Origin of the sequence: Agrococcus lahaulensis DSM 17612, from assembly GCF_000425105.1 — a bacterium.
GTDB classification, from domain to species: domain Bacteria; phylum Actinomycetota; class Actinomycetes; order Actinomycetales; family Microbacteriaceae; genus Agrococcus; species Agrococcus lahaulensis.
This window is the reverse complement of record NZ_AULD01000006.1, coordinates 96,805-118,246: the sequence shown is the minus strand read 5'-3', so window position 1 is coordinate 118,246 and position 21,442 is coordinate 96,805. Positions and strand designations below refer to the sequence as shown.

28 protein-coding genes and 2 tRNA genes are annotated in these 21,442 nt (G+C 72.9%); 18 read left to right on the top strand and 12 right to left on the bottom strand.

Annotation, left to right across the window (positions count from 1 at the left end):
- Window positions 1–13: 13 nt before the first annotated feature.
- The 5 genes from H508_RS0105350 to H508_RS16640 all read left to right on the top strand — a co-directional run bounded on the left by H508_RS0105350 (window position 14) and on the right by H508_RS16640 (window position 5,003).
- Window positions 14–637, top strand: a complete 624-nt coding sequence (locus H508_RS0105350) for an ECF transporter S component (protein ID WP_051222803.1) — start codon at window positions 14–16, stop codon at window positions 635–637.
- A complete protein-coding gene (locus tag H508_RS14705) occupies window positions 634–2,076 on the top strand; it encodes an ABC transporter ATP-binding protein (protein WP_035254162.1) in 1,443 nt (480 codons plus the stop codon). Before H508_RS0105350 ends, H508_RS14705 begins: the two co-directional genes overlap by 4 nt.
- Window positions 2,073–2,831, top strand: a complete 759-nt coding sequence (locus H508_RS0105340; protein WP_026373309.1) for an energy-coupling factor transporter transmembrane component T family protein — start codon at window positions 2,073–2,075, stop codon at window positions 2,829–2,831. Before H508_RS14705 ends, H508_RS0105340 begins: the two co-directional genes overlap by 4 nt.
- Window positions 2,831–3,298: a nucleoside/nucleotide kinase family protein gene (locus tag H508_RS0105335; protein ID WP_035254160.1), complete on the top strand. Its 468-nt coding sequence runs from the start codon at window positions 2,831–2,833 to the stop codon at window positions 3,296–3,298. Before H508_RS0105340 ends, H508_RS0105335 begins: the two co-directional genes overlap by 1 nt.
- Window positions 3,299–3,365: 67 nt before the next feature.
- Entirely contained in the window at window positions 3,366–5,003 is a 1,638-nt protein-coding gene (locus H508_RS16640) for an HNH endonuclease signature motif containing protein (RefSeq protein ID WP_051222801.1), read from the top strand.
- 18 nt (window positions 5,004–5,021) lie between these two features.
- Here the strand turns inward: H508_RS16640 and H508_RS0105325 are convergent, their stop codons facing one another.
- Window positions 5,022–5,366 carry a metallopeptidase family protein gene (locus H508_RS0105325; protein ID WP_021011378.1) on the bottom strand — a complete coding sequence of 115 codons (345 nt, stop codon included), beginning with the start codon at window positions 5,364–5,366 and terminating at the stop codon, window positions 5,022–5,024.
- Window positions 5,367–5,498: 132 nt separating this feature from the next.
- On the opposite strand from H508_RS0105325, the gene H508_RS0105320 reads away from it, so the two are divergent.
- Entirely contained in the window at window positions 5,499–6,299 is an 801-nt protein-coding gene (locus H508_RS0105320; protein ID WP_245569461.1) for a siderophore-interacting protein, read from the top strand.
- Window positions 6,300–6,332: 33 nt separating this feature from the next.
- Window positions 6,333–6,623 carry a DUF3253 domain-containing protein gene (locus H508_RS0105315; RefSeq protein ID WP_026373306.1) on the top strand — a complete coding sequence of 97 codons (291 nt, stop codon included), beginning with the start codon at window positions 6,333–6,335 and terminating at the stop codon, window positions 6,621–6,623.
- Window positions 6,624–6,678: 55 nt separating this feature from the next.
- Here the strand turns inward: H508_RS0105315 and H508_RS0105310 are convergent.
- The 4 genes from H508_RS0105310 to H508_RS14690 form a co-directional block, all read right to left on the bottom strand.
- Window positions 6,679–6,751, bottom strand: a tRNA-His gene (locus H508_RS0105310).
- A gap of 71 nt (window positions 6,752–6,822) precedes the next feature.
- Window positions 6,823–7,446 carry an oligoribonuclease gene (orn, locus tag H508_RS0105305; RefSeq protein ID WP_035254158.1) on the bottom strand — a complete coding sequence of 208 codons (624 nt, stop codon included), beginning with the start codon at window positions 7,444–7,446 and terminating at the stop codon, window positions 6,823–6,825.
- A gap of 30 nt (window positions 7,447–7,476) precedes the next feature.
- Window positions 7,477–8,118, bottom strand: coding sequence for an HAD family hydrolase (locus H508_RS14695; protein WP_051222799.1), 642 nt, complete (start codon window positions 8,116–8,118; stop codon window positions 7,477–7,479).
- Window positions 8,119–8,158: 40 nt separating this feature from the next.
- Window positions 8,159–9,028: a serine hydrolase domain-containing protein gene (locus H508_RS14690; RefSeq protein ID WP_084155139.1), complete on the bottom strand. Its 870-nt coding sequence runs from the start codon at window positions 9,026–9,028 to the stop codon at window positions 8,159–8,161.
- Between the two features lie 67 nt (window positions 9,029–9,095).
- On the opposite strand from H508_RS14690, the gene H508_RS0105290 reads away from it, so the two are divergent.
- Window positions 9,096–9,168 (top strand) — tRNA-Arg (locus tag H508_RS0105290).
- Window positions 9,169–9,222: 54 nt separating this feature from the next.
- Window positions 9,223–9,897, top strand: coding sequence for a DedA family protein (locus H508_RS14685; RefSeq protein ID WP_245569460.1), 675 nt, complete (start codon window positions 9,223–9,225; stop codon window positions 9,895–9,897).
- 9 nt (window positions 9,898–9,906) lie between these two features.
- On the opposite strand, the gene H508_RS14680 is transcribed toward H508_RS14685, so the two are convergent.
- Entirely contained in the window at window positions 9,907–10,158 is a 252-nt protein-coding gene (locus H508_RS14680) for a hypothetical protein (RefSeq protein WP_035254155.1), read from the bottom strand.
- Between the two features lie 88 nt (window positions 10,159–10,246).
- Between H508_RS14680 and msrA the strand changes: the two genes are divergently transcribed.
- From msrA to H508_RS0105245, 7 genes are all read left to right on the top strand, one after another.
- The gene (msrA, locus tag H508_RS0105275) at window positions 10,247–10,771 is read left to right on the top strand and encodes a peptide-methionine (S)-S-oxide reductase MsrA (RefSeq protein ID WP_026373304.1); all 525 of its coding nucleotides are present in this window, start codon (window positions 10,247–10,249) and stop codon (window positions 10,769–10,771) included.
- A gap of 67 nt (window positions 10,772–10,838) precedes the next feature.
- Window positions 10,839–11,330 (top strand): single-stranded DNA-binding protein, encoded by a 492-nt coding sequence (locus H508_RS16635; protein ID WP_084155138.1) that lies wholly within the window; start codon window positions 10,839–10,841, stop codon window positions 11,328–11,330.
- Window positions 11,331–11,400: 70 nt separating this feature from the next.
- On the top strand, window positions 11,401–11,550 hold the full coding sequence (locus H508_RS17360; RefSeq protein WP_156906000.1) for a hypothetical protein: 150 nt from the start codon (window positions 11,401–11,403) through the stop codon (window positions 11,548–11,550).
- A 75-nt stretch (window positions 11,551–11,625) separates the two neighbouring features.
- Window positions 11,626–12,042 (top strand): DUF6993 domain-containing protein, encoded by a 417-nt coding sequence (locus tag H508_RS16630; RefSeq protein ID WP_051222793.1) that lies wholly within the window; start codon window positions 11,626–11,628, stop codon window positions 12,040–12,042.
- Between the two features lie 4 nt (window positions 12,043–12,046).
- Window positions 12,047–13,729 (top strand): energy-dependent translational throttle protein EttA, encoded by a 1,683-nt coding sequence (gene ettA / locus H508_RS0105255; RefSeq protein ID WP_026373303.1) that lies wholly within the window; start codon window positions 12,047–12,049, stop codon window positions 13,727–13,729.
- A complete protein-coding gene (locus H508_RS0105250) occupies window positions 13,729–14,184 on the top strand; it encodes an acyl-CoA thioesterase (protein ID WP_035254153.1) in 456 nt (151 codons plus the stop codon). The genes ettA and H508_RS0105250 overlap by 1 nt, the downstream gene beginning before the upstream one ends.
- A gap of 51 nt (window positions 14,185–14,235) precedes the next feature.
- On the top strand, window positions 14,236–15,789 hold the full coding sequence (locus tag H508_RS0105245) for a CoA-acylating methylmalonate-semialdehyde dehydrogenase (RefSeq protein WP_084155137.1): 1,554 nt from the start codon (window positions 14,236–14,238) through the stop codon (window positions 15,787–15,789).
- Between the two features lie 103 nt (window positions 15,790–15,892).
- Here H508_RS0105245 and H508_RS14665 read toward each other — a convergent pair whose 3' ends face one another.
- Entirely contained in the window at window positions 15,893–16,468 is a 576-nt protein-coding gene (locus H508_RS14665; protein ID WP_051222791.1) for a GNAT family N-acetyltransferase, read from the bottom strand.
- Window positions 16,468–17,352: an acyl-CoA thioesterase gene (locus H508_RS0105235; protein WP_026373300.1), complete on the bottom strand. Its 885-nt coding sequence runs from the start codon at window positions 17,350–17,352 to the stop codon at window positions 16,468–16,470. Before H508_RS0105235 ends, H508_RS14665 begins: the two co-directional genes overlap by 1 nt.
- 40 nt (window positions 17,353–17,392) lie before the next feature.
- Here H508_RS0105235 and H508_RS0105230 point away from each other — a divergent pair, with 40 nt between their 5' ends.
- Window positions 17,393–18,007, top strand: coding sequence for a DUF8185 domain-containing protein (locus tag H508_RS0105230; RefSeq protein WP_051222789.1), 615 nt, complete (start codon window positions 17,393–17,395; stop codon window positions 18,005–18,007).
- On the opposite strand, the gene H508_RS0105225 is transcribed toward H508_RS0105230, so the two are convergent.
- Genes H508_RS0105225 through H508_RS0105210 form a run of 4 tightly spaced genes read right to left on the bottom strand, consistent with a single transcriptional unit; the run spans window position 18,004 to window position 20,746 of the window.
- A complete protein-coding gene (locus H508_RS0105225) occupies window positions 18,004–18,510 on the bottom strand; it encodes a hypothetical protein (RefSeq protein ID WP_026373298.1) in 507 nt (168 codons plus the stop codon). The two genes, H508_RS0105230 and H508_RS0105225, sit on opposite strands and share 4 nt — an antisense overlap.
- Window positions 18,511–18,548: 38 nt before the next feature.
- On the bottom strand, window positions 18,549–18,983 hold the full coding sequence (locus H508_RS0105220; protein WP_026373297.1) for an NUDIX domain-containing protein: 435 nt from the start codon (window positions 18,981–18,983) through the stop codon (window positions 18,549–18,551).
- Window positions 18,980–20,017 (bottom strand): App1 family protein phosphatidate phosphatase, encoded by a 1,038-nt coding sequence (locus tag H508_RS0105215; protein WP_026373296.1) that lies wholly within the window; start codon window positions 20,015–20,017, stop codon window positions 18,980–18,982. Before H508_RS0105215 ends, H508_RS0105220 begins: the two co-directional genes overlap by 4 nt.
- A 36-nt stretch (window positions 20,018–20,053) precedes the next feature.
- Window positions 20,054–20,746, bottom strand: a complete 693-nt coding sequence (locus H508_RS0105210) for an SOS response-associated peptidase (RefSeq protein ID WP_026373295.1) — start codon at window positions 20,744–20,746, stop codon at window positions 20,054–20,056.
- A gap of 48 nt (window positions 20,747–20,794) precedes the next feature.
- On the opposite strand from H508_RS0105210, the gene H508_RS14660 reads away from it, so the two are divergent.
- Window positions 20,795–21,439 carry a TetR/AcrR family transcriptional regulator gene (locus tag H508_RS14660; RefSeq protein ID WP_051222787.1) on the top strand — a complete coding sequence of 215 codons (645 nt, stop codon included), beginning with the start codon at window positions 20,795–20,797 and terminating at the stop codon, window positions 21,437–21,439.
- Window positions 21,440–21,442 lie beyond the last annotated feature (3 nt).

Sequence of the window (21,442 nt, the reverse complement as noted above, 5' to 3'; positions counted from 1 at the left end):
AGAAGGGCACTGCATGACCACTCCACCCACCGCATCCGCCTCGTCGACCGGGCGCCGCCGCATCGGCCGCTGGCGCGTCGTCGACATCGTCGTCGCCGCCGTCCTCGGCGTCGCGACGGGCCTCATCTTCGTCCTCTGGAACGCCGTCGGCGGCGTCTGGTTCAACGCCATGGACGCGCTCACCCCTGGCTTCGGCGGGCTCGCCGTCGGCATCTGGCTGCTCGGCGGCGTGCTCGGCGGGCTCATCATCCGGAAGCCCGGCGCGGCGCTCTTCGTCGAGCTGCTCGCCGCGACCGTCTCGATGCTGCTCGGCAGCCAGTGGGTGATCGAGACCGTCTACGCCGGCATCGCGCAGGGCCTCGGCGCCGAGCTCGTCTTCCTGCTCTTCGCCTACCGCCGCTTCGGTCTGCCCGTCGCGATGCTCGCGGGCGTCGGCGCCGCGATCGGCGCCTACGTGCTCGAGCTGTTCACCTCCGGCAACCTCGCGAAGAGCGCCGAGTTCCTCGCGATCTACCTCGGCTGCATCGCCGTCTCGGGCGCGATCCTCGCCGGCGTCGTCGGCTGGCTCCTCACGCGGGCGCTCGCCGCGACGGGCGTGCTCAACCGGTTCGCCTCGGGGCGCTCGCGCTCCCGGTGACCGGCTCGCGCATCCGCGCGCGGGGGTGGGGCTGGCAGCACGCCGGTCGGCCCGCGCCCGTGCTCGCCGGCCTCGACCTCGACGTCGAGCCCGGCGAGCGCGTGCTGCTGCTCGGACCCTCGGGCGCCGGCAAGTCGACGCTCCTCGCCGCGCTCGCGGGCGTGCTCGGTGGCGATGAGGAGGGCGACGAGGCGGGCGAGCTGCTCGTCGACGGCGCCCACCCGTCGAGCCGGCGCGGCCTCGCGGGCCTCGTCCTGCAGGACCCGCAGGCCAACACGATCATGTCGCGCGTCGGCGACGACGTCGCGTTCGGCTGCGAGAACCTCGCGGTGCCGCGCGAGGAGATCTGGTCGCGCGTGCGGGCCGCGCTCGTCGCGGTCGGCCTCGATGTCGACCTCGACCGCTCGACGGCGGCGCTCTCGGGCGGGCAGCGGCAGCGGCTCGCCCTCGCGGGCGTCATCGCGATGCGTCCCGGCCTCATCCTGCTCGACGAGCCGACCGCGAACCTCGATCCCGTCGGCGTCGTCGAGGTGCGGGATGCGGTGGCTCGCGTCGCCGCCGACACCGGCGCGACGCTCGTCGTCGTCGAGCACCGCGTCGAGACCTGGCTCCCGGTCGTCGACCGCGTCGTCGTGCTCGCGCCGGGCGGGGGAGTCGCGGCCGACGGCTCGCCGCACGCGGTGCTCGAGGTGCACGCCGAGCCGCTCGCGGCGGGCGGCGTGTGGGTGCCGGGGCTGCCCGTGGACGTCGCGCGCGAGCGCCGCGCAAGCGGTCCAGCGCTGCTCGTCGCCGACGGGCTGCGATCCGGCCGCGCGGATGAGGCGGTGCACGAGCCCGTCGATGTCGGGGTGCGCGCTGGCGAGGCGCTCGTCGTCACCGGCCCCAACGGCGCCGGCAAGTCGACCCTCGCGCTCACGCTCGCGGGGCTCCTGCCGCCGGTCGGGGGCGAGGTGCGCGCCACGAGCGAGCTGCGCGGCGACGTGGCGGCCGAGGCACCCGTCCGCTGGCGGCCGAAGCAGCTCGCGACCCGCATCGGCACCGTGTTCCAGCAGCCCGAGCACCAGTTCGTCGCCGCGCGCGTGCGCGACGAGGTCGCGGCGGGGCTCCGGGCGCTCGGCCGGGGGGATGCCGAGGTGCGCGATCGCGTCGACGCGCTGCTCGCGGCGCTGCGGCTCGACCACCTCGCCGACGTCAACCCCTTCACGCTCTCGGGCGGCGAGCAGCGGCGGCTCTCGGTCGCGACGGTGCTCGCGCCCGCGCCCCGCGTGATGGTGCTCGACGAGCCGACCTTCGGGCAGGATCGCCGCACGTGGCAGGAGCTCGTGCGGCTCATCGCGTCGCTGGTCGACGACGACGGATGCGCCGTGGTCGCGGTGACGCACGACGCCGACGTCGAGCGCGTGCTCGGCGATCGCGTGCTCCGGCTGGGTGCCGCGTGAGGGCGCTCGAGCGGGTGAACCCCGTCACGCCCATCGTCGCCGCGGTGCTCTACTCCATCCCCATGCTGCTCACGATCGACGTCGTCACGGCTGCCGTCGCGCTCGCCGCGTGGGCGATCGTGTTCGCGAGCGTCGGGATCGGCCCCCGCACCGTCGTCCGTCGCTCGTGGCCGCTCCTCGTCGCGGCACCGCTCTCGGCCGTGAGCATGCTCCTCTACGCCGAGCCGGCCGGACGCATCCACGCCCAGATCTGGCTCGCGGTCATCAGCGACCGCTCGATCGAGCTCGCGCTCGCGATCGGCCTGCGCGTGCTCGCGATCGGCGTGCCGACGCTCGTCGCGCTCGTCGGCGTCGACCCGACGCGGCTCGCCGACGGGCTCGCGCAGGTCGCCCGGCTGCCGCACCGGTTCGTGCTCGCCGCGCTCGCGGGCACGCGGCTGTTCGGCGTGCTCGGGGAGGACTGGCGGCAGATCTCGCTCGCGCGGCGAGCGCGCGGGCTCGGCGACACGGGCGTCGTGCGGCGGTCGCTGCAAGCGGCGTTCGCGCTGCTCGTCGTCGCGCTGCGGCGCGGCGGCACGCTCGCGACCGCGATGGAGGCGCGCGGGTTCGGCGGCCCGGAGCGCACGTGGGCGAGGCAGTCGACGCTCGGGTGGCGCGACGGCGTGCTCGTGCTGCTCGTCGTCGCCGTGACGGCGACCGCGCTCGGCGTCTCGCTCGCGGCAGGATCGTTCTCGCCGGTGTGGGAGGGGGCGTGATGCTGACGATCATCGACGGGCGCTCCGGCGCCGGCAAGACCGAGCTCGCCGCGCGGCTCGCGGCCGAGACGGGCGCGCGGGTCATCCACATGGACGACCTCTACGCGGGCTGGCACGGCCTCGCGACCGGCTCCCGGCTGCTCGAGCGCGGCATCCTCGCGCCGCTCGCGGCGGGTCGCACGGCGGTGTGGCGTCGGTGGGACTGGGCCGTCGGCGACTGGGGCGCCGAGGATCGCGCCCAGCCGGGGGAGCCGCTCATCGTCGAGGGCTGCGGCTCGCTCACGCTGCAGTCGCGCGAGCACGCCGACCGGGCGCTGTGGCTCGAGGCGCCGGAGGAGGTGCGGCACGCCCGCGCGCTCGCGCGCGACGGCGAGGACTCGTGGTGGACGCTATGGCGCGAGCAGGAGGACGCCCACGTCGCCGCGAACGATCCCGCGGCGCTCGCCGACGAGGTCATCCGCACCTGAGTCGCGGCCGTCCACAGCCGCTCGCTCCGGCCCCTCGCATGTGGGTGGTGCCGGGGAGAATCGGGGCATGGAGTCGGAGCCCGGCAGCGGAGCGGAGGCGCTCGAGGCGCTCCCGCTCGAGCCGCGCTCGGCTGCAGAGATCGCGGCGGATGCGGAGCTCGGTGCGTTCCTCGTCGAGCTGTCGGCGCAGGTGGCCGCGATGTCGGCGGAGCAGGTCGAGGCCGCGGCCGAGCGGGGTGCGCCGATCCCGCCGCTGCCGAGAGCGCCGGAGTCGGCGGCGCAGCGGCGCTTGCGGCTCGACCAGGAATTCGTCGCTGAGCTCGCGGCGATCGAGGCGCAGTCGGCGCGGCTCGAGGGCCGGCGGCGAGCGCTGCTCGCCGAGCACATGCAGCGGATGATCGACCAGCCGGGCGACACGAGCGCGATGGTGCGCGAGATCGCGTCGTTCGCGGCGGTCGAGCTCGGTCTGACGAATCCGACGGTCGAGCGGCACATGACGGATGCGTGGACGATCGTCCGCGAGCTCTCCGCCGCGCACGAGGCTGCCGCCGAGGGGCGCATCACCACGAGCCACTTGAGGATCATCGAGGCCGAGACCCGCGCGCTGCGCGAGGACGCGACCGTCACGTCGGTCGATCGCGACCGGGTCGTCGCCGAGCTCGTCGACCTCGCCGAGCGCACGAGCACCGCGAGGCTCCGGGCGAAGGCGAAGCAGGTCGTCAACGACGCGCTCTCGACGCCGCTGCAGATCCGGCACGACACCGCCCGGCAGCGGCGGCGGGTGGAGGTGACGGATGCGGGTGACGGGATGGCGCACCTGTACGCGTTCCTGCCGGCGCTGGAGGCGCATGCGGTGCACGATCGGCTGACGCAGGCCGCGCGGGGGAAGCCGAAGGAGGATCCTCGCTCGTTCGACCAGTTCCGGGCGGATGCGTTCCAGGAGCTGCTGCTGTCCGGCGTGGTGCCGGAGGACCTGCACGGCACCTCCGGCATTCGGGTCAAGCCGATGATCGCGATCCCCGCGGACGCGCTGTGCTTCGACGGCACGGCGGCGGAGGCCGAGGCGGCCGGGCACCGCTTCCCGGCGATGCTCGACGGGAAGGTGATCGTCGATCTCGAGACCGCCCGCCGCCTGGCGGGGGAGGCGCCGCGGTGGCTGCGGCTCTTCACCGACCCGGTGACCGGTGTCGCGGTCACGGTCGACTCCTACACGCCGAGCGCCGCGCAGCGGCACGTCCTGCTCGGGCGCGATCAGCGCTGCCGAGCACCCGGCTGCCCGCATCCAGCCCGCCGCGCTGACCTCGACCACACCCTCGCGTGGGCGGAGGGCGGCGCGACGAGCCTCGACAACCTCGGTTTCGTCTGCCGTCGCGATCACGTGCTCAAGCACAGCTCCCGCTGGTCCGTCGAGCAGCTGCCGCACGGGGTGCTGCGCTGGACGTCACCGCTCGGGCAGGTGATCGACGACCTGCCCGAGCCGGTCGGGCCCGTGTTCACCGACATGCCGCGCACGAAGCCGAGACCGCCCACCCGCACCCGCGCTGAGCGGCGAGCCGATCAGCGCGCAGCGCTCGATCGCCTCGGCCGCTGGGACGATCCGACGACCTGGCCCGAGCCCGATCCCGTCACGCTTCGCGACTGGTACGGGAGTCCGGCGAGCCGCGCGGTCGACGACGACCAGAACGCGCCACCGCTGCCGTTCTGATCGCGACGCGGAGGACGGCTACGCCCAGCCCAGCTCGTGCAGCTGCTCGTCGTCGATGCCGTAGAAGTGCGCGATCTCGTGCACGATCGTCGTCCGCACCTCGGCCCGCAGCTCCTCGAGCGAGTCCGTGGAGTCGAGGTGCGGGAGCCGGTAGACCATGATCCGATCGGGCAGCTCGCCGAAGCCGTACTGGCCGCGCTCCGTGATCGCGACGCCCTCGTAGATGCCGAGGAGGTCCTCCTCGGGGTGCTCGTCCTCGACGAGGAAGACGACGTTGTCGAGGCCCTCGACCATCTCGTCGGGCAGCTCGTCGAGCACGTCGGTCACGAGCGCCTCGAACGCGTCGTGGTCCAGCTCGAGCACCGTGACCGCCCCCCCCTCTGCACACTCATCGTGAGCCTACCGAGCCCTGCCCCGCGCACCCTCGCTGATACCGTCGAGAGCGATATGAGCAACCCCGGCCGCCCCCCTCGTCCCAATCGCCCGCAGCATGTGATGGAGGTCATCCGCACCGAGCGGATCGCCACGAGCATGGTGCGGCTGTGGATCGGCGGCGACGGCTTCGCGAGCTTCTCGCCCAACGCCTTCACCGACGCGTACGTGAAGATCTGGTTCGTCAAGCCCGAGCTCGGCCTCGAGCCGCCCTACGACATCCCAGCGCTCCGCGAGTCGCTCGCGCCCGACGACCTCCCCGTCACGCGCACCTACACGGTGCGCACCGTCGCCGAGGACTCGTTCGCCATCGACGTCGTCGTGCACGGCGACCAGGGCCTCGCGGGCCCGTGGGCCGCCCGCGTGCAGCCGGGGGAGCGCGTCGTGTTCGGCGGCCCGGGCGGTGCCTTCGCCCCCGACGAGACCGCCGCGTGGCACCTCTTCCTGGGTGACGAGTCGTCGCTCCCTGCGATCGCGCGCAGCGTCGAGGCGCTCCCGGCGACCGCTCGCGGCGTCGCGCTCATCGAGGTGCGGGATGCGTCGGAGGAGCTCCCGCTCTCGGCTCCCGACGGCTTCGAGGTGCGGTGGCTGCACCGCGGCGAGGCGAGCGCCGAGACCGTCGGCCTGCTCGCCGAGCAGACCGCGGCGCTCGAGCTGCCCGCCGGTCGCGGTCAGGTCTTCGCCCACGGCGAGCGCGAGTCGATGAAGGCGCTCCGCGACGAGCTGCTCGTGCGCCGCGGCCTCGAGCGCTCGCAGGTCTCGCTCTCGGGCTACTGGGCACTCGGGCGCACGGAGGACCGCTTCCAGGCCGAGAAGCGCGAGCCCATCGGCCAGATCCTGCCGCCGGAGCACGCAGTCTCCTAGCCGACCCCCAGCGCCGCCCGACACACTGGCGGCATGGCGCACGCGCAGGACGATCCGATGGCGTCGGCGATCCTCGAGCTCCTCGCGCAGCGCCGCGAGGGAGCGACGATCTGCCCGAGCGATGCGGCGAAGGCCGTCGCGGGTCGCGACGAAACCGATTGGCGACCGCAGATGGACGCGGCGCGCGACGCCGCGAGGCGGCTCGCGGCCCAGGGCGCCGTCGAGGTGACCCAGCGCGGTGCCGTCGTCGACCTCGACAGCGCCAGGGGACCCATCCGCATCCGCCTCGTGCGCCCGCCGGGAGCGGCGGACGAGCCGGCGTGACGCGCGAGGGACGAGCGAAGGCCCGGAGGACATGATCCTCCGGGCCTTCCGCGTGGGTGAGTAACGGGGCTTGAACCCGCGGCCTCCTCGACCACAACGAGGCGCTCTACCAACTGAGCTATACCCACCATGTGCGCGAGCGCAACCATGACAGCATACGACATCCGCGGCGCCCGCACGACATCGGCGGGACGGTGTGTCAGCTGCTGAGGTGCTCGCCGAAGCCCTCGACGACGTCGGCCGCGATCGCCTGGAGCTCCTCGCTCGAGCGACCCGGCGCATCCGTGAACACCGCGCGCCGGTAGTAGCGCAGCTCGCGGATCGACTCGAGGATGTCGGCGAGCGCGCGGTGGCCGCCCGCCTTCTCGGGGCTCTGGAAGTACGCGCGCGGGAACCAGCGGCGCGAGAGCTCCTTGATGCTCGAGACGTCGATCGAGCGGTAGTGCAGGAAGCCGTCGAGCGCCGGCATGTAGCGCGCGAGGAACATGCGGTCGGTGCCGATCGTATTGCCGCCGACGGGCGCGGAGCGCTCGAGCGGCACGAAGCGCTGCACGTACTCGAGCACGAGCAGCTCGGCCTCCGCGAGCGAGACGCCGTCCTCGAGCTCGACGTCGAGGCCGCTCGTCGCGTGCATCTGGCGCACGAAGTCGCTCATCTGCTCGAGCGCCGCCGCCGACGGCTTGATGACGACCTGCAGCCCCGGATCGAGCACCTGCAGCTCGAAGTCGGTGACGACGACCGCCACCTCGACGAGCTCGTCGACCGTGGGGTCGAGACCCGTCATCTCGCAGTCGATCCAGACGATCCGGTCAGCGGCAGCCACACGCCGAGTCTACGGGCGGCCCGTCGGCGCTCAGCCCAGCCGGGCGAAGAGGGCCTCGGCGTCGACGTCGGCGAGCGTCGCGATCGTGCGCTCCGCCGGAACCGGCGACGCGGTCAGCTGCGTCGTGAGGAACCAGAGGCGGGCGCCCGCCGCGGCCGCCGAGCGCGCGCCGCTGCTCGAGTCCTCGAAGGCGATGCTCGCGGATGCGTCGGCACCGAGACGACGGGCGGCGAGCGCGTACGGCTCGGGGTCGGGCTTCGATCGCTCGACGTCGTCGGCCGTGATGGCGAAGCGCAGCGCACCCGTCGGCGCGGCGCGCAGGAGCGCCTCGGCGTTCTCGCGCGTCGCGTTCGTGACGAGCGCGGCGGGCACGCCCGCCTCGGCGACGCGCTCGAGCAGGGCGACGCTGCCGGGCAGCCACGGCGTCTCCTCGCGCACCGCGGCGGCCACGGCGCCCGCGACGGTGGCGATGATCGACGCGCGCTCCATGGTCACGCCGCGCTCGCGCATCCGGTCGGCCCACTCGACCATCGGCCGCCCGGTCGTCCAGTGCGCGTCCTCAGCGGTCCACTCGATGCCCTGCACGCGCGCGAAGGCCCGCATCTCGTCGTGCCAGAGCGGCTCGGAGTCGATGAGCGTGCCGTCCATGTCGAACAGGAGTGCGCCGGGCATGCCCCCAGCCTGGCATGCCGCAGCCGGGCACCCGACCGCGTCAGCCGCCGCAGCGGTCGCGGCGCACGAGTCGCCGCGCGACGCGGTCGGCGGTGCCGGCGAAGCGGCCGAGGGTATGGACGGTGACGACGCGGTCGGATGCGGTGTCGACGGCCACGAAGGAGCCCGAGTCGCGCACGTGACCGTTGTGCCAGCGCACGGTGCCGGAGACCTGCCAGCCGGGTGCCCACGCATCCGCCCCCGCGTGCCGCACCGCAGCGCTCGCGTATCGCTCGAGCGCGTCGAAGGTTCCCCAGAGCCCGCCGGCACCGACGAAGGGGCCGGTGTGCATCGTCCACTGCGCTCGCGGGGCGCCGCTCCAGGCGCGCACGACCGGGCGTCGCTCGGCAGGCGGGTCGACGGCGACGTCGACCACTCCGAGCGGCTCGAGCACGCGGGAGCGAGCGAGCTGCCACCACGACTCGTCGGTCAGGTCCTCGAGCGCACGGGTGAGCACGGCGTAGCCGAGGTTCGAGTACTCCGGCGCGCGCTTCGGCTCGCGTCGCCGTGCGGCGAGCGTCGGCACGACCTCCGCGTCGAAGCGCTGGGTCGTGAAGGGGGCGTAGGGGTCGAGCGGGTCGGTCATGCCGACGGGCACGCGGGGGAGCCCGGACGTGTGCTCGATCAGTGTGCGGACGGTCACGGCGTCGGGGAGCAGCGTCGCCGGCAGGAGCGTGGCGACGGGCGCATCGAGGTCGAGCTCGCCGGCCTCGGCGAGCCGCGCGGCGATCGCGGCTGTCACGGTCTTCGTGATGGAGCCCCACTCGAGCATCGGCGTGCCCCGGTGCAGCGAGCCGATCCGCTCGGTCACCACGCGATCGCCGTCCCGTAGCCGCGCTGCGGTGCTCCGGTCTCGGGCGAGGATGCTCACCGACCTACTCTGCCACCGGCGCCGCCACTAGATCGGGTCCCGCTCGAGCTCCCGGTAGATTGATCGGGCCCCCGTAGCTCAGCGGATAGAGCAGAGGCCTTCTAATCCTTTTGTCGCGGGTTCGACTCCCGCCGGGGGCGCATCCGGCCCCTTCCCTGATGGGTCGACCCGATCGACGACCGTAGGCTGTCGGGGTGCTCCCGACGATCCTGCAGTCCACCCAGCCCTCCGACGAGCTGAGCGGCGTCGCCGGCTGGGCCGTCGGGCTCATGGACGCCATCGGCGCTCCCGGCGCCGCCGTCGCGATCGCCGCCGAGAACCTCTTCCCGCCCATCCCGAGCGAGGTCATCCTGCCGCTCGCGGGCTTCAGCGCGGCGCAGGGTGCCTTCACCGTGGCCGAGGCCATCATCTGGACGACGATCGGCTCCGTGGTCGGCGCCCTCGTGCTCTACCTGCTCGGCCGCTGGCTCGGCCACGACCGGCTCGCGGCCATTGCGCGCAAGATGCCGCTCGTCCGCTCGAGCGACATCGACAAGACGACCGCGTGGTTCGCGAAGCACGGCTGGAAGACGGTGCTCTTCGGTCGCTTCCTGCCGATCTTCCGCAGCCTCATCTCGATCCCCGCTGGCATCGAGCGCATGCCGGTGCTGCTCTTCCTCGGCCTGACGCTCGTCGGCTCGGCGATCTGGAACACCATCTTCATCCTCGTCGGCGTCTTCCTCGGCCGGAACTACCACGTCATCGAGCCCTACATGGACTGGCTGCAGTGGGTCGTGATCGGCCTGGTGATCGTCGTGCTCGTGTGGTTCGTGGTGCACCGGATGCTGCAGAACCGCAAGGAGGGGAAGCCGCTGCTCTCGGGCGAGTGACGACGCGCGTCAGGGGCCGGTGAAGCACGCGAGCGCGTCGTCGAGCGACCAGCACTGGCCGATCGGCAGCATCGCGGTGCCGCCGGGCACCAGCCGGCGAGCTTCGAATGCCGGCCCGTGCGCGCCGTCGGCGCGCGCGATGTAGCCGAGGGCGAGTCCGGATGCGCTGACGACCCTCCAGAGGTCGTCGCGCACGCGCTTGGTCGCGACGTGCGGTGCGTGCGGGGCGGTGCGCCGCTGGGCGGTCGACATGATGGCCATGGCGTGCTCCTTCCTTCCTTCCTGCCTGCGACGCTACGGGCGGCCGCCCACATCGGGATCGCACAGCGCGCGCCGCTACGCTGGCGGCATGCAGGAGATCGTGCTGGCCGGTGGTTGCTTCTGGTGCCTCGACGCCGCCTACCGCGTCGTCGACGGTGTCGACGACGTCGTGTCGGGCTACACGGGTGGCTCGGTGCCGCACCCGAGCTACGAGCTCGTGTGCACCGGGACCACGGGTCACGCGGAGGCCGTGAAGGTCGTCTACGACGAGGAGCGGCTGCCGACCGAGGTCGTGCTCGACATGTTCTTCACGATGCACGACCCGCGGCAGCTCAACCGCCAGGGCAATGACATCGGCACGCAGTACCGCTCCGCCATGTTCTACCGCGACGACGCCGAGCGCGAGCGCTTCGAGGCCGCCATCGCTCGGGCGGGCGAGTGGTGGCCGGGCGAGATCGTCACGACCCTCGAGCCGCTCGGCGAGTTCTACGACGCCGAGGAGCACCACCAGGACTTCTTCGCGAAGAACCCGACGCAGGGCTACTGCCTCGCCGTCGCAGCGCCGAAGGTGAACAAGATCCGCGCGGGCTTCGCGGAGTACCTGCGCGGCTGACGCCGTTCTCCACAGGCGGCTCCTCGAGGCGCCCGCGACTGGCGCGCTCCGGTGCATCCTCGCCGGCATGAGCGAAGCAATCTCCGTGGTCGGCTCCATCGGCACCGACCCCATCCTGAAGTCCGTCGCCGGCGACCAGGTCGCCGAGTTCCGCATCGGCTGCAAGTCGCGTCGCAAGGATGGCGACGACTGGGTCGACGCCCACACCAACTGGTTCACGGTCGAGGCGTGGGGCGCCTTCGCCCGGAACGTCATCACGTCCGTCCGCAAGGGCGACGTCGTCGTCGTGCTCGGCCGGCTCAAGGTCGATCAGTGGGAGTCGGGCGAGCGGCGCGGCACGAGCGTGAAGATCCGCGCCGACCACATCGGCCACTCGATGCGCGTCAGCCCGACGTCGCGCGAGCGGAGGCCGCGCGACGACGCCGAGCAGCGGGGCGATCACGCAGGCGCCTCGCTCGATGCTCAGCCGTCGGCGGCGGAGCCGCCCGAGCCGGTGCTCGCCACCGGTGGCGGCGAGCAGTGGGGGATGCCGGTGCTCGACCCCGAGGCGCCGTTCTGAACCCGCACCGCGGCGCGCGACGACGCGTGCGGATAGCCTGACGACGAGGCGCAGGCGAGGAGGTCCACCGGTGGCATGGCTGATGGTCGTCTTCCTCGTGCTGGTCTTCGCGATCGCGACCGCATCCCTGCTCGCGATCGACGCGATCAGCGCGGTGCTCGCGAGGCTCGTCGTCTCGCTCGCCGGCCGCGTGCGCCGCGGCAAGCGCGCCGTGCTCTGAGCGGTTCGCGCGGTTCGAGTGACCTCGCCCTCCTAGACTGAGCGCGTCGTCCCGTCACGCATCGGAGGAGGGCGCGTGCGCCAGCTCGCGGCAGTCGCGCTCGTCGGCGTCCTCGCACTCGTCGGCTGCGCGGCCGAGGAGCCCTCGCCCGTACCGGCGCCGTCGCCGTCCGACGCGCAGGGCGGCGGGCAGGTCGATGCAGCGACCGATCCGGAGCTCGAGGCGTTCCGCGCGGCGCTCGAGGGGCACTCGCCCGCCGATCCTGCCGCGCTCGTCGCGGCGCTCGAGGCGGCCGGCTTCGAGCGCTCGGCGATCGAGCGCACCCGGGAGCTCGACTCGCTCGGCGAGCCCGTGACCTTCCTCGAAGTCGCCGTGCGGCGGGGCGAGTCGTGCCTGCTCGGCCAGGTCGGCGAGGGGGAGGCGACGGCGCTGCGCGCTGACGCCCTCGGCGGCGGCCGGTGCCTGGTGGGCGAGATCGTCACCGTAGACTGAGGGCATGGCCGAGTACATCTTCTCCATGGTGCGCGCCCGCAAGACGGTGGGCGACAAGGTGATCCTCGACGACGTGACGACCGCGATCCTGCCGGGCGCGAAGATCGGCGTCGTCGGACCCAACGGTGCGGGGAAGTCGACGATCCTGAAGATCATCGCCGGCCTCGACACGCCGTCCAACGGCGACGCGAAGCTCACGCCGGGCTACTCCGTCGGCATCCTCATGCAGGAGCCCGAGCTCGACGAGTCGAAGACGGTGCTCGAGAACGTGCAGGAGGCCTTCGGCCACCTGACGGCGAAGATCGCGCGGTTCAACGAGATCTCCGCCGAGATGGCGAACCCCGACGCCGACTTCGACGCGCTCATGGCCGAGATGGGCACGCTCCAGGAGGAGATCGACGCCGCCGACGCGTGGGACCTCGACTCGCAGCTCGAGCAGGCGATGGACGCGCTGCGCTGCCCGCCGGGCGACTGGCCCGTCACCAACCTCTCCGGCGGCGAGCGCCGCCGCGTCGCGCTGTGCAAGCTCCTGCTCGAGAAGCCCGACCTGCTGCTCCTCGACGAGCCCACGAACCACCTGGACGCGGAGAGCGTGCTGTGGCTCGAGCAGCACCTCGCGAAGTACCCCGGCGCCGTCATGGCGGTCACGCACGACCGCTACTTCCTCGACCACGTCGCGGGCTGGATCTGCGAGGTCGACCGGGGCCGCCTCTACCCCTACGAGGGCAACTACTCGACCTACCTCGAGAAGAAGGCCGAGCGCCTGCAGGTGCAGGGCAAGAAGGACGCGAAGCTCGCCAAGCGCCTCTCCGAGGAGCTCGACTGGGTGCGCTCCAACGCGAAGGGCCGCCAGGCGAAGTCGAAGGCGCGCCTCGCCCGCTACGAGGAGATGGCCGCCGAGGCCGAGCGCACCAGGAAGCTCGACTTCGAGGAGATCCAGATCCCGCCGGGCCCCCGCCTCGGCTCGATCGTGCTCGAGGCCAACGACCTCGAGAAGGGCTTCGACGACCGCAAGCTCATCGACGGGCTCTCGTTCACCCTGCCCCGCAACGGCATCGTCGGCGTCATCGGCCCGAACGGCGTCGGCAAGACGACGCTGTTCAAGACGATCGTCGGGCTCGAGCCGCTCGACGGCGGCTCGCTCAAGATCGGCGAGACGGTCAAGCTCAGCTACGTCGACCAGGGCCGGGCGAACATCGACCCGAACAAGAACCTGTGGGAGGTCGTCTCCGAGGGCCTCGACTACATCCAGGTCGGCAACGTCGAGATCCCGTCCCGAGCCTACGTCTCGCAGTTCGGCTTCAAGGGGCCCGACCAGCAGAAGAAGGCCGGCGTGCTCTCCGGCGGCGAGCGCAACCGCCTCAACCTCGCGCTCACCCTCAAGCAGGGCGGCAACCTGCTGCTGCTCGACGAGCCGACGAACGACCTCGACATCGAGACGCTCGGCAGCCTCGAGAACGCGCTGCTCGAGTTCCCCGGCTGCGCCGTCGTCATCACGCACGACCGGTGGTTCCTCGACCGCATCGCGACGCACATCCTCGCGTACGAGGGCACCGACGAGGAGCCGGCGAACTGGCACTGGTTCGAGGGCAACTTCGAGGCGTACGAGCAGAACAAGATCGAGCGCCTCGGGCCGGACGCGGCCAAGCCCCACCGCTCGGCGTACCGGAAGCTCACGAGGGACTGATGCGCCTCGCGGTGCCGGTGACGGTCCGCTGGTCGGACCTCGACGCCTACGGGCACGTCAACAACGCATCGCTCCTGACGCTCCTCGAGGAGGCGCGCGTCGCCGCCTTCTGGGCCGGCGGGCCGGAGGGCTCGCCGGCGACCGCGATCATCGACGCCGGCCACGGGGCGACGAGCATCACGGTCATCGCCCGTCAGGAGGCCGAGTACCTCGGCCAGATCCCGCACCACCGCGAGCCGCTCATCGTCGACACGTGGATCGGGCAGATGGGCGGCGCGAGCATGCTCGTCTGCTACGAGGTGCGCTCGCCCGACCGCGCCGAGCTGTACGCGCGGGCGACGACGACGGTGGTCATGCTGGATGCGTCCACGGGCCGACCGCGTCGGCTCACGGACGCGGAGCGCGGGGCCTGGGCGCCGTACCTCGAGGAGCCGATCGCGTTCCGCCGCCGCTGACGCGCCGCCGGTAGGCTGGCGGGGCAACGTCGCCGCCCGAGGAGGAGCCCCATGACCGACACCGCCGTCGAGCCCGAGGTGCAGATCACCGACGAGGTGAAGGACGACCCGAGCGGCCCGGATCGCATCCCGCACTTCATCGACGGGCAGCGCCGTCAGGGCGCCGGCGAGACCGCGCCCGTCTTCAATCCGGCGCTCGGCACGCCCGTCTCCCAGGTGCCGCTCGCGGACGCCGACGAGGTCGGCGAGGCGATCGCGGCGGCGAGCGCGGCGTTCCCCGCGTGGCGCGACCTCTCGATCGCGAAGCGCCAGGCGATCATGTTCCGCTTCCGCGAGCTCATCGTCTCGCGCAAGGACGAGCTCGCCGCGATCGTCACGCGCGAGCACGGCAAGGTGCACTCCGACGCGCTCGGCGAGATCGCGCGCGGCATCGAGGTCGTCGAGCTCGCGACCGCGTTCCCGCTGCTGACGAAGGGCGAGTACTCCGAGAACGCCTCGACCGGCGTCGACGTCTACTCCCTGCGCCAGCCGCTCGGCGTCGTCGGCATCATCAGCCCGTTCAACTTCCCGGCCATGATCCCGCTGTGGTTCGCGCCGGTCGCGCTCGCCGCGGGCAACGCGGTCGTCATCAAGCCGAGCGAGAAGGACCCCTCGGCGTCGGTCTTCATCGCCGAGCTGTTCCAGGAGGCGGGCCTGCCCGACGGCGTGCTCAACGTCGTGCACGGTGGCAAGGAGGCTGTCGACACGCTGCTGACGCATCCCGAGGTCCAGGCCATCTCGTTCGTCGGCTCGACGCCGATCGCCGAGTACGTGTACGAGACGGGCTCGAAGCACGGCAAGCGCGTGCAGGCGCTCGGGGGCGCGAAGAACCACATGCTCGTGCTGCCCGACGCCGACCTCGACGTCACCGCCGACGCGGCCGTCAACGCGGGCTTCGGCTCGGCGGGCGAGCGGTGCATGGCGATCTCGGTCGTCGTCGCGATCGATTCGATCGCGGACGAGCTCGCCGCCAAGATCAAGGAGAAGATGGCGGGGATCCGCACGGGCGACGGTACGCGCGACAACGACATGGGGCCGCTCATCACCGGCCAGCACCGCGACAAGGTCGCCGGCTACATCCAGACCGCCGCCGATGACGGCGCCTCGCTCGTCGTCGACGGCCGCGACCCGGAGGTGGACGGCGACCCGAACGGCTTCTGGCTGAAGCCGACGCTCATCGACAACGTGCCGACCGACTCCGCCGCCTACAAGGAGGAGCTCTTCGGTCCGGTGCTCTCGATCGTGCGCGTTGCGAGCTACGAGGAGGGGCTCGAGCTCATCAACTCGAACCCGTACGGCAACGGCACCGCGATCTTCACCAACGATGGCGGCGCCGCGCGACGGTTCCAGAACGAGGTGCAGGTCGGCATGGTCGGCATCAACGTGCCGATCCCCGTGCCGGTCGGGTACCACTCGTTCGGCGGCTGGAAGCGCTCGATCTTCGGCCAGGGCAAGGCCTACGGCAAGCACGCGTTCGAGTTCTACACCCGTGAGAAGGTCGTCACGAGCCGCTGGCTCGACCCGAGCCACGGCGGACTGAACCTCGGCTTCCCGCAGCACGACTGAGCGCGCTGGCGCGCTGGAGCTGAGGGCGGAGGCCCTTTCGGGCCTCCGCCGCGACGCCAGCGCCCCGGCCCGTCTCGGGCCGGGGTCTGCGCAGCTACGACTCCTACGCCGGTCGCCGAACGGCGAAGACGAGCGACGTGCCGAGCTCGCCCGTCGCCGGATTGACCTCGTCATCGACGAAGCGCGCCTCGAGCTGCATCCCGAGCCGCTCCGCGACCTTCCGCGAGCCGACGTTCTGCTCATCGAGGTGCGCGATGACGCGATGCGCGCCCATCGCGAACGCGAGCTCGAGCGCCGCGCGCGCAGCCTCCGTCGCGATGCCCTTGCCCTGCTGCTCGGCCACGATCATCCAGCCGAGCTCCGCCTGCCGGCTGCCGAGGCTCGTGATGCGGAGCATGAGGTCGCCGACGAGCTCGCCGGCGAGCTCGATGCCGAGCTGCGCGGCGTCGCCGTCGCGGAGGAACACGGGCGCGCCGCCCGCCGTCCACGCCATGAGCTCCGCCTCGGTCTGGTCGCGGTTGTAGGTCCACCGGCGCTGCCCTGGGGCGTTGCGGTAGCCGCGCACAGCCTCGAGGTCGTCGGGGGAGAGCGTGCGCAGCACGACCCGCTCGGTGCGCAGCGGCAGTGCCCCGCGGAGCGTGCGCATCGCCTCGGCGGGCGCGATCGGCCGCACGGGCATCAGCGCTGCTGCTCCTCGGCCGGCACGCGCACCATGCCCTCTTGCGCGATCGTCGCGACGTGCGTGCCGTCGGCCTTGTAGACGTGGCCGTGGCCGAGTCCGCGGCCGCCGCCGGACGAGCTCGTCTCGAGCTCGAGCAGCAGCCACTCGTCCACGCGGGCGCGCCGGTGCCACCACACGGCGTGGTCGAGGCTCGCGGCCTTGAGGCCCGGCGTCGACCAGGCGGCGCCGTGCATGCGGACGATCGGCTCGAGGATCGCGTAGTCGGAGAGGTAGGCGAGCGCGGCGCGGTGGAGCGCGTCGTCGTCGGGGAGGCGGTCCTTCGCCTTGATCCAGACGTGCTGCTTGCCGTGCCGCGGGCGCGAGGGGTCCGGCAGATAGACGGGCCCCTCGACGTGGCGGATGTCGAAGGGCCGCGCGATCACGGCCCGCGCCGAGGGGTTCTCGGCGAACGGCGCGAGCAGATCATCCGAGGAGGGCAGGTCCTCGGGCGACGGCAGTCCCTCGGGCATCGGGTGCTGCGAGCTCGGGCCGGGGTCGACGTCCTGGAACGACGAGATCATCGACATGATCGGCAGCCCGTGCTGGTAGGCCTGCACGCGCCGCGTCGAGAACGATCGGCCGTCGTGGATGCGATCGACCGCGAAGGTGATCGGCAGCTCGACGTCGCCCGGCCGCACGAAGTAGCCGTGCACCGAGTGGATGAACCGGTCCTCGGCGATCGTCCGCTGCGCCGCGACCACGGCTTGCGCCATCACCTGTCCGCCGAAGACCCGGCCGAGCGGCATCGGGTGGCTCGTGCCGGTGAAGATGTCCTCGTCCGTGCGGGCACCGGTGTCGACGAGGTCCAGGGTCTCCAGCAGGATGCGGATGCGCTCGCTCATTCGGTTCCTCTCGGGGTCTGCCGCCTAGTCTAGGGAGCGCATGCACGCCATCCTCGCCCTCGACGAACGGGCGCGCGCCGACCTCGTCCTGCTGCTCGATCGCGCCGCCGTGTTCGGCGACGGCACGGTGCGACTCGTCGCCGACGGCGACGTCGCGCTCCTCACGACGCCCATGGCGGCGGCTGCCGGACTCCTCGACTCGGGGCCCACGATCCTGGTCGCGCGAGCGTCGCGCATGCGTGAGCCGGCGCGCTTCGACGGCGTGGTGCCGCTGCCGGCGCTCCGCGATGCGCTTCGCGACGGCGCGGATGTGGAGATCCCGGATGCGGTGACCCGGCCCGCGTGGGCCGCCGTCTCACCGCCTCGGTCGGGGTGGGCGCACGCGGGCGATGTCTCGCCCGAGACGATCCGCGCGCTCGCCGCACAGGCCGCCGCCGATGTCGAGGCGGCGCTGCCGACGTCGCCCGGCGAGGCGGTGCGTCGACGCGCGGAGCGAGCGGTGTGGGCGCGGCCGGTGGACCCGAGCGGCCTCACCGCGGGCCAGGCGGCCGCGCTCGTCGCGATGCGCTTCCTCGGCCACGCTCCCGTGCGAGTGACCGCGGCCGGTGGCTGGATGCGCGCCTCGGGGCGCGCCGGCGAGGTGCTCGCGCGCTAGCCGAGCGCGGCGGTCGGCGCCGATCGCAGCGAGCGCGACGCGCGCGACAGCAGGACGAGCGCCGCCAGGGAGAACGCGACGCCGATGGCCAGCGGGAGGATCGATCGCGGGCTCGCGGTGAGCGCGACCATGAGTCCGCCGAAGCCGATGCCCGACGCCCCGAGCGCGAGCATCGCGGTCGATGCGACGAACCGCGCCGCGAGCGGCGGCCGGCGCTCGAGCCCCTGATCGACATCGATCCCGGAGCGCTCGATCCGCCGGAGCGCGAAGGCGGCCGCGGCGATCGCGATGAGCCCGCCGAGGCCGAGCGCGAGCATGCCGAGCGACGGCATGGCGAGCAGCCAGCGCTGACCGATCGCGGCCGCGACGAGCATCGCGACGAGCGCGGCGCCGATCACCGCCGACGCCCCGAGCGCTCCCTTGCGGGCGACCCGTCGCCACGTCGCGCGCTGCGGGCGCCGCTCGAGCGGCTGCTCGCGACCTGTCTGCTCCGGCTGGGCCATGGCGTCACCGTACCGTGCCGCCGGCCATGGGCAGGGGTTCAGCCCTGCGCCTGCTCGACGAGCTCGAGGAGGCCGGCGGGGACGAGGTCGAGCTCGGGGTCGCGGAAGCGCTCGACGGGGAGCCACCACACCGGGTGGCCCGCGTCCGTGACCGAGGGGAGCGACGCATCCGCTGCCGCCTCGACCTCGAGCACGAAGACGTGCTCGTGCAGCGTGCGACCGGCGAACTCGAAGACGCTCTCGAGCACCCCGAGCAGCCGCGGAGCCCGCGCCACGAGGCCGAGCTCCTCCTCGAGCTCGCGCACGATCGTCTCGGCGGCGAGCTCACCCGGCTCGATGCCGCCGCCCGGCGGCCGCGCGAGCGTGCGGCCGGTGATGGGATCGACCGTGCTCGTCACGAGCAGGCGGCCGGCGGCATCGCGGATGATCGCGATCGCGATCGCGCGGATGCGGTCGGGCGGTGCCGCGGTCACAGGATGTCGAGCTCGGGGATGGCGCCGAGCTCCTTCGCGAGCCCGCCGCCGTTCGACGACCACACCCACGGGTGCATCGAGCGCGTGTCGGCGTGCTTGCGGCCACCGGCGAGCACGGCCTCCTGCGCCGAGAGCTCGCGGATCGCGACCGCGCGCACGTGCTCGGGGTGCGCGCTCGCGAACTCGCCGTAGAGCTCCTCGTCGTGCTGGCCGTCGTCGCCGACGAGCAGCCACCGCACGTGCGGCAGCTCGCGCGCGAGGCGGCGCAGCTGCGCGCGCTTGTGCTCCTTGCCCGAGCGGAAGAAGCGGTCGGGCGTCGGTCCCCAATCGGTCAGCAGCATGCTGCCGGCGGGGTAGAGGTTGCGCGAGAGGAAGCGCGTGAGCGCGGGCGCCGCGTTCCAGGCGCCCGTGGAGAGGTAGATGAAGGGGCTCTCGGGATGCCGCTGCGCGATCCGCTCGTAGAGCACCGCCATGCCGGGCACCGGGGAGCGCGCGTGCTCGTCGAGCACGAAGGCGTTCCAGGCGGCGAGGAGCGGCCGCGGGAGCGACGTCACCATCACGGTGTCGTCGATGTCGCTCACGACGCCGAAGCGCGTCGCGGGATCGACGACGAACACGGGGGCGGTGACGGGCGCGCTGCCCGCGACCGAGACGGTCACCTCGCGCCAGCCGGGTTCGAGCTGCATCGGCACCCGGGCGTCGACGAGGCCGCCGCGATCGGCCGTGACGACGTGGCGCTCCCCGCCCGCCTCGATCATCACGTCGATGTCGTTGAGGGCGAGCGACGTGAACGAGCGCCAGCCGCGCACGTTCTCGTAGAGGGCGCCACGCTCACCGCCGGGCTCGACGAGCAGCACGCGCGCGAGCACGCGCACCCAGCCCTCGCCGCCGTAGCCGGGGTAGGTGACGATCGCGGGCATCCGGCCGGCGCGCAGCGCCCCCGCCTCGCGGTGCTCGTGCACCCAGTCCTCGACGCGCGCCGCGACGTGCTTGATCGGCTCGGGGATGCGGGCGAGCGGCACCAGCTCCTCCATGGGCGGCTCCTCCCGGGACGTCGGTCGGGATCGACCCTACCGACTCGCCACCGGCTCGATGAGCGAGGCACCCTCCTCGCGCACGCTCCCGACGCGCCGATCCACCTCGTGCATCGCGAGCGACTCGGCGACCGCGCCCGCCTCGGCGACGACGGCCTCGAGCGCGGCCTCGCCGTCCTCGTCGGGGTCGAGCCACGCATCCCGCATCTCAGGGGAGACGACGACCGGCATGCGCTCGTGGATGTCGGCGAGCGTGCCCGACGCCGCCGTCGTGAGGATCGTGGTCGAGAGGAGCCACGAGCCGTCGGGCTGCCTCCACCAGGCGTAGAGGCCCGCGAAGCTCAGCGGACGGTCGTCGTGGATGTAGAACGGCGTCTTCGACTCGCCGCGCTTCTGCCACTCGAACCAGCCGTCGGCGGGCACGAGCGCGCGGCGCTCGCGGACGGCGTCGCGGAACATCGGCTTCGACGCGGCGGTCTCGGCGCGCGCGTTGAACGCCCGGGCGCCGACCGACATGTCGTCGGCCCACGACGGCACGAGTCCCCAGCGAGCGGGCTCGAGCCGACGGATGGGCGGCGAGTCGTCGCGCGGAGCCGGCTCGACGACGATGGGCACGGTCGTCGTCGGCGGGATGTTCCAGTTCGCCGCGGGGATCTCTCCCTGCTCGTCGATCTCGAACAGCGCCACGAGATCACTCGCGGGCGTGGCCATGACGTAGCGTCCGCACATGCGGAAATGCTCTCACCGCTCGGGCCGCCGGTGCGACATCATGGGCGCATGAACGATCGTCAGGCCAGCGGCTCCTCCGTCACGGTGCGCCACGAGCCGGTGCAGGCGCGCGCGGCGCTGCGCATCGAGGCGCTCCTCGACGCCGCGGCGGCGGTCGTCGTCGAGCACGGCATCGAGCACCTCACGACCGCGCTCGTGGCAGAGCGCGCCGGAGCCTCGATCGGCACGGTCTACCGCTACTTCCCCGACCGCGTCGCGGTGCTCGTGGCCCTCGCCGAGCGCAACCTCGAGCGCATCCGGCTGGCGATCGAGCGCGTGCTGCTCGCCGAGCACCCGTCGCTCATGGCGACGATCGAGGCGGTCGTCGACGCGATGGTCGAGACGTTCCGCACGGTGCCGTCGTTCCGGTCGCTCCGCGGCGGGGAGGGGCTCGACCTCGGCCCGACGGAGCGGCCGCCGGTCGCGCCGACCTTCGTCGACGACATGGCCGCCCACTTGCGCGAGCGCTGGGAGATCGAGCTCAGCGACGAGCAGCGGCACGAGCTCGAGCTCGCGATCGGCGCGCTCGACGCGCTCGTCACCTACGCGTTCCTGCACGACCCCGACGGCGACCCGCGCTACCTGCAGCTCGGCGTCGAGGTCATGCGCGAGCGGATCGTCGCGGCGCTGCCGCAGCTCGCCGAGGGCGCGTAGCGC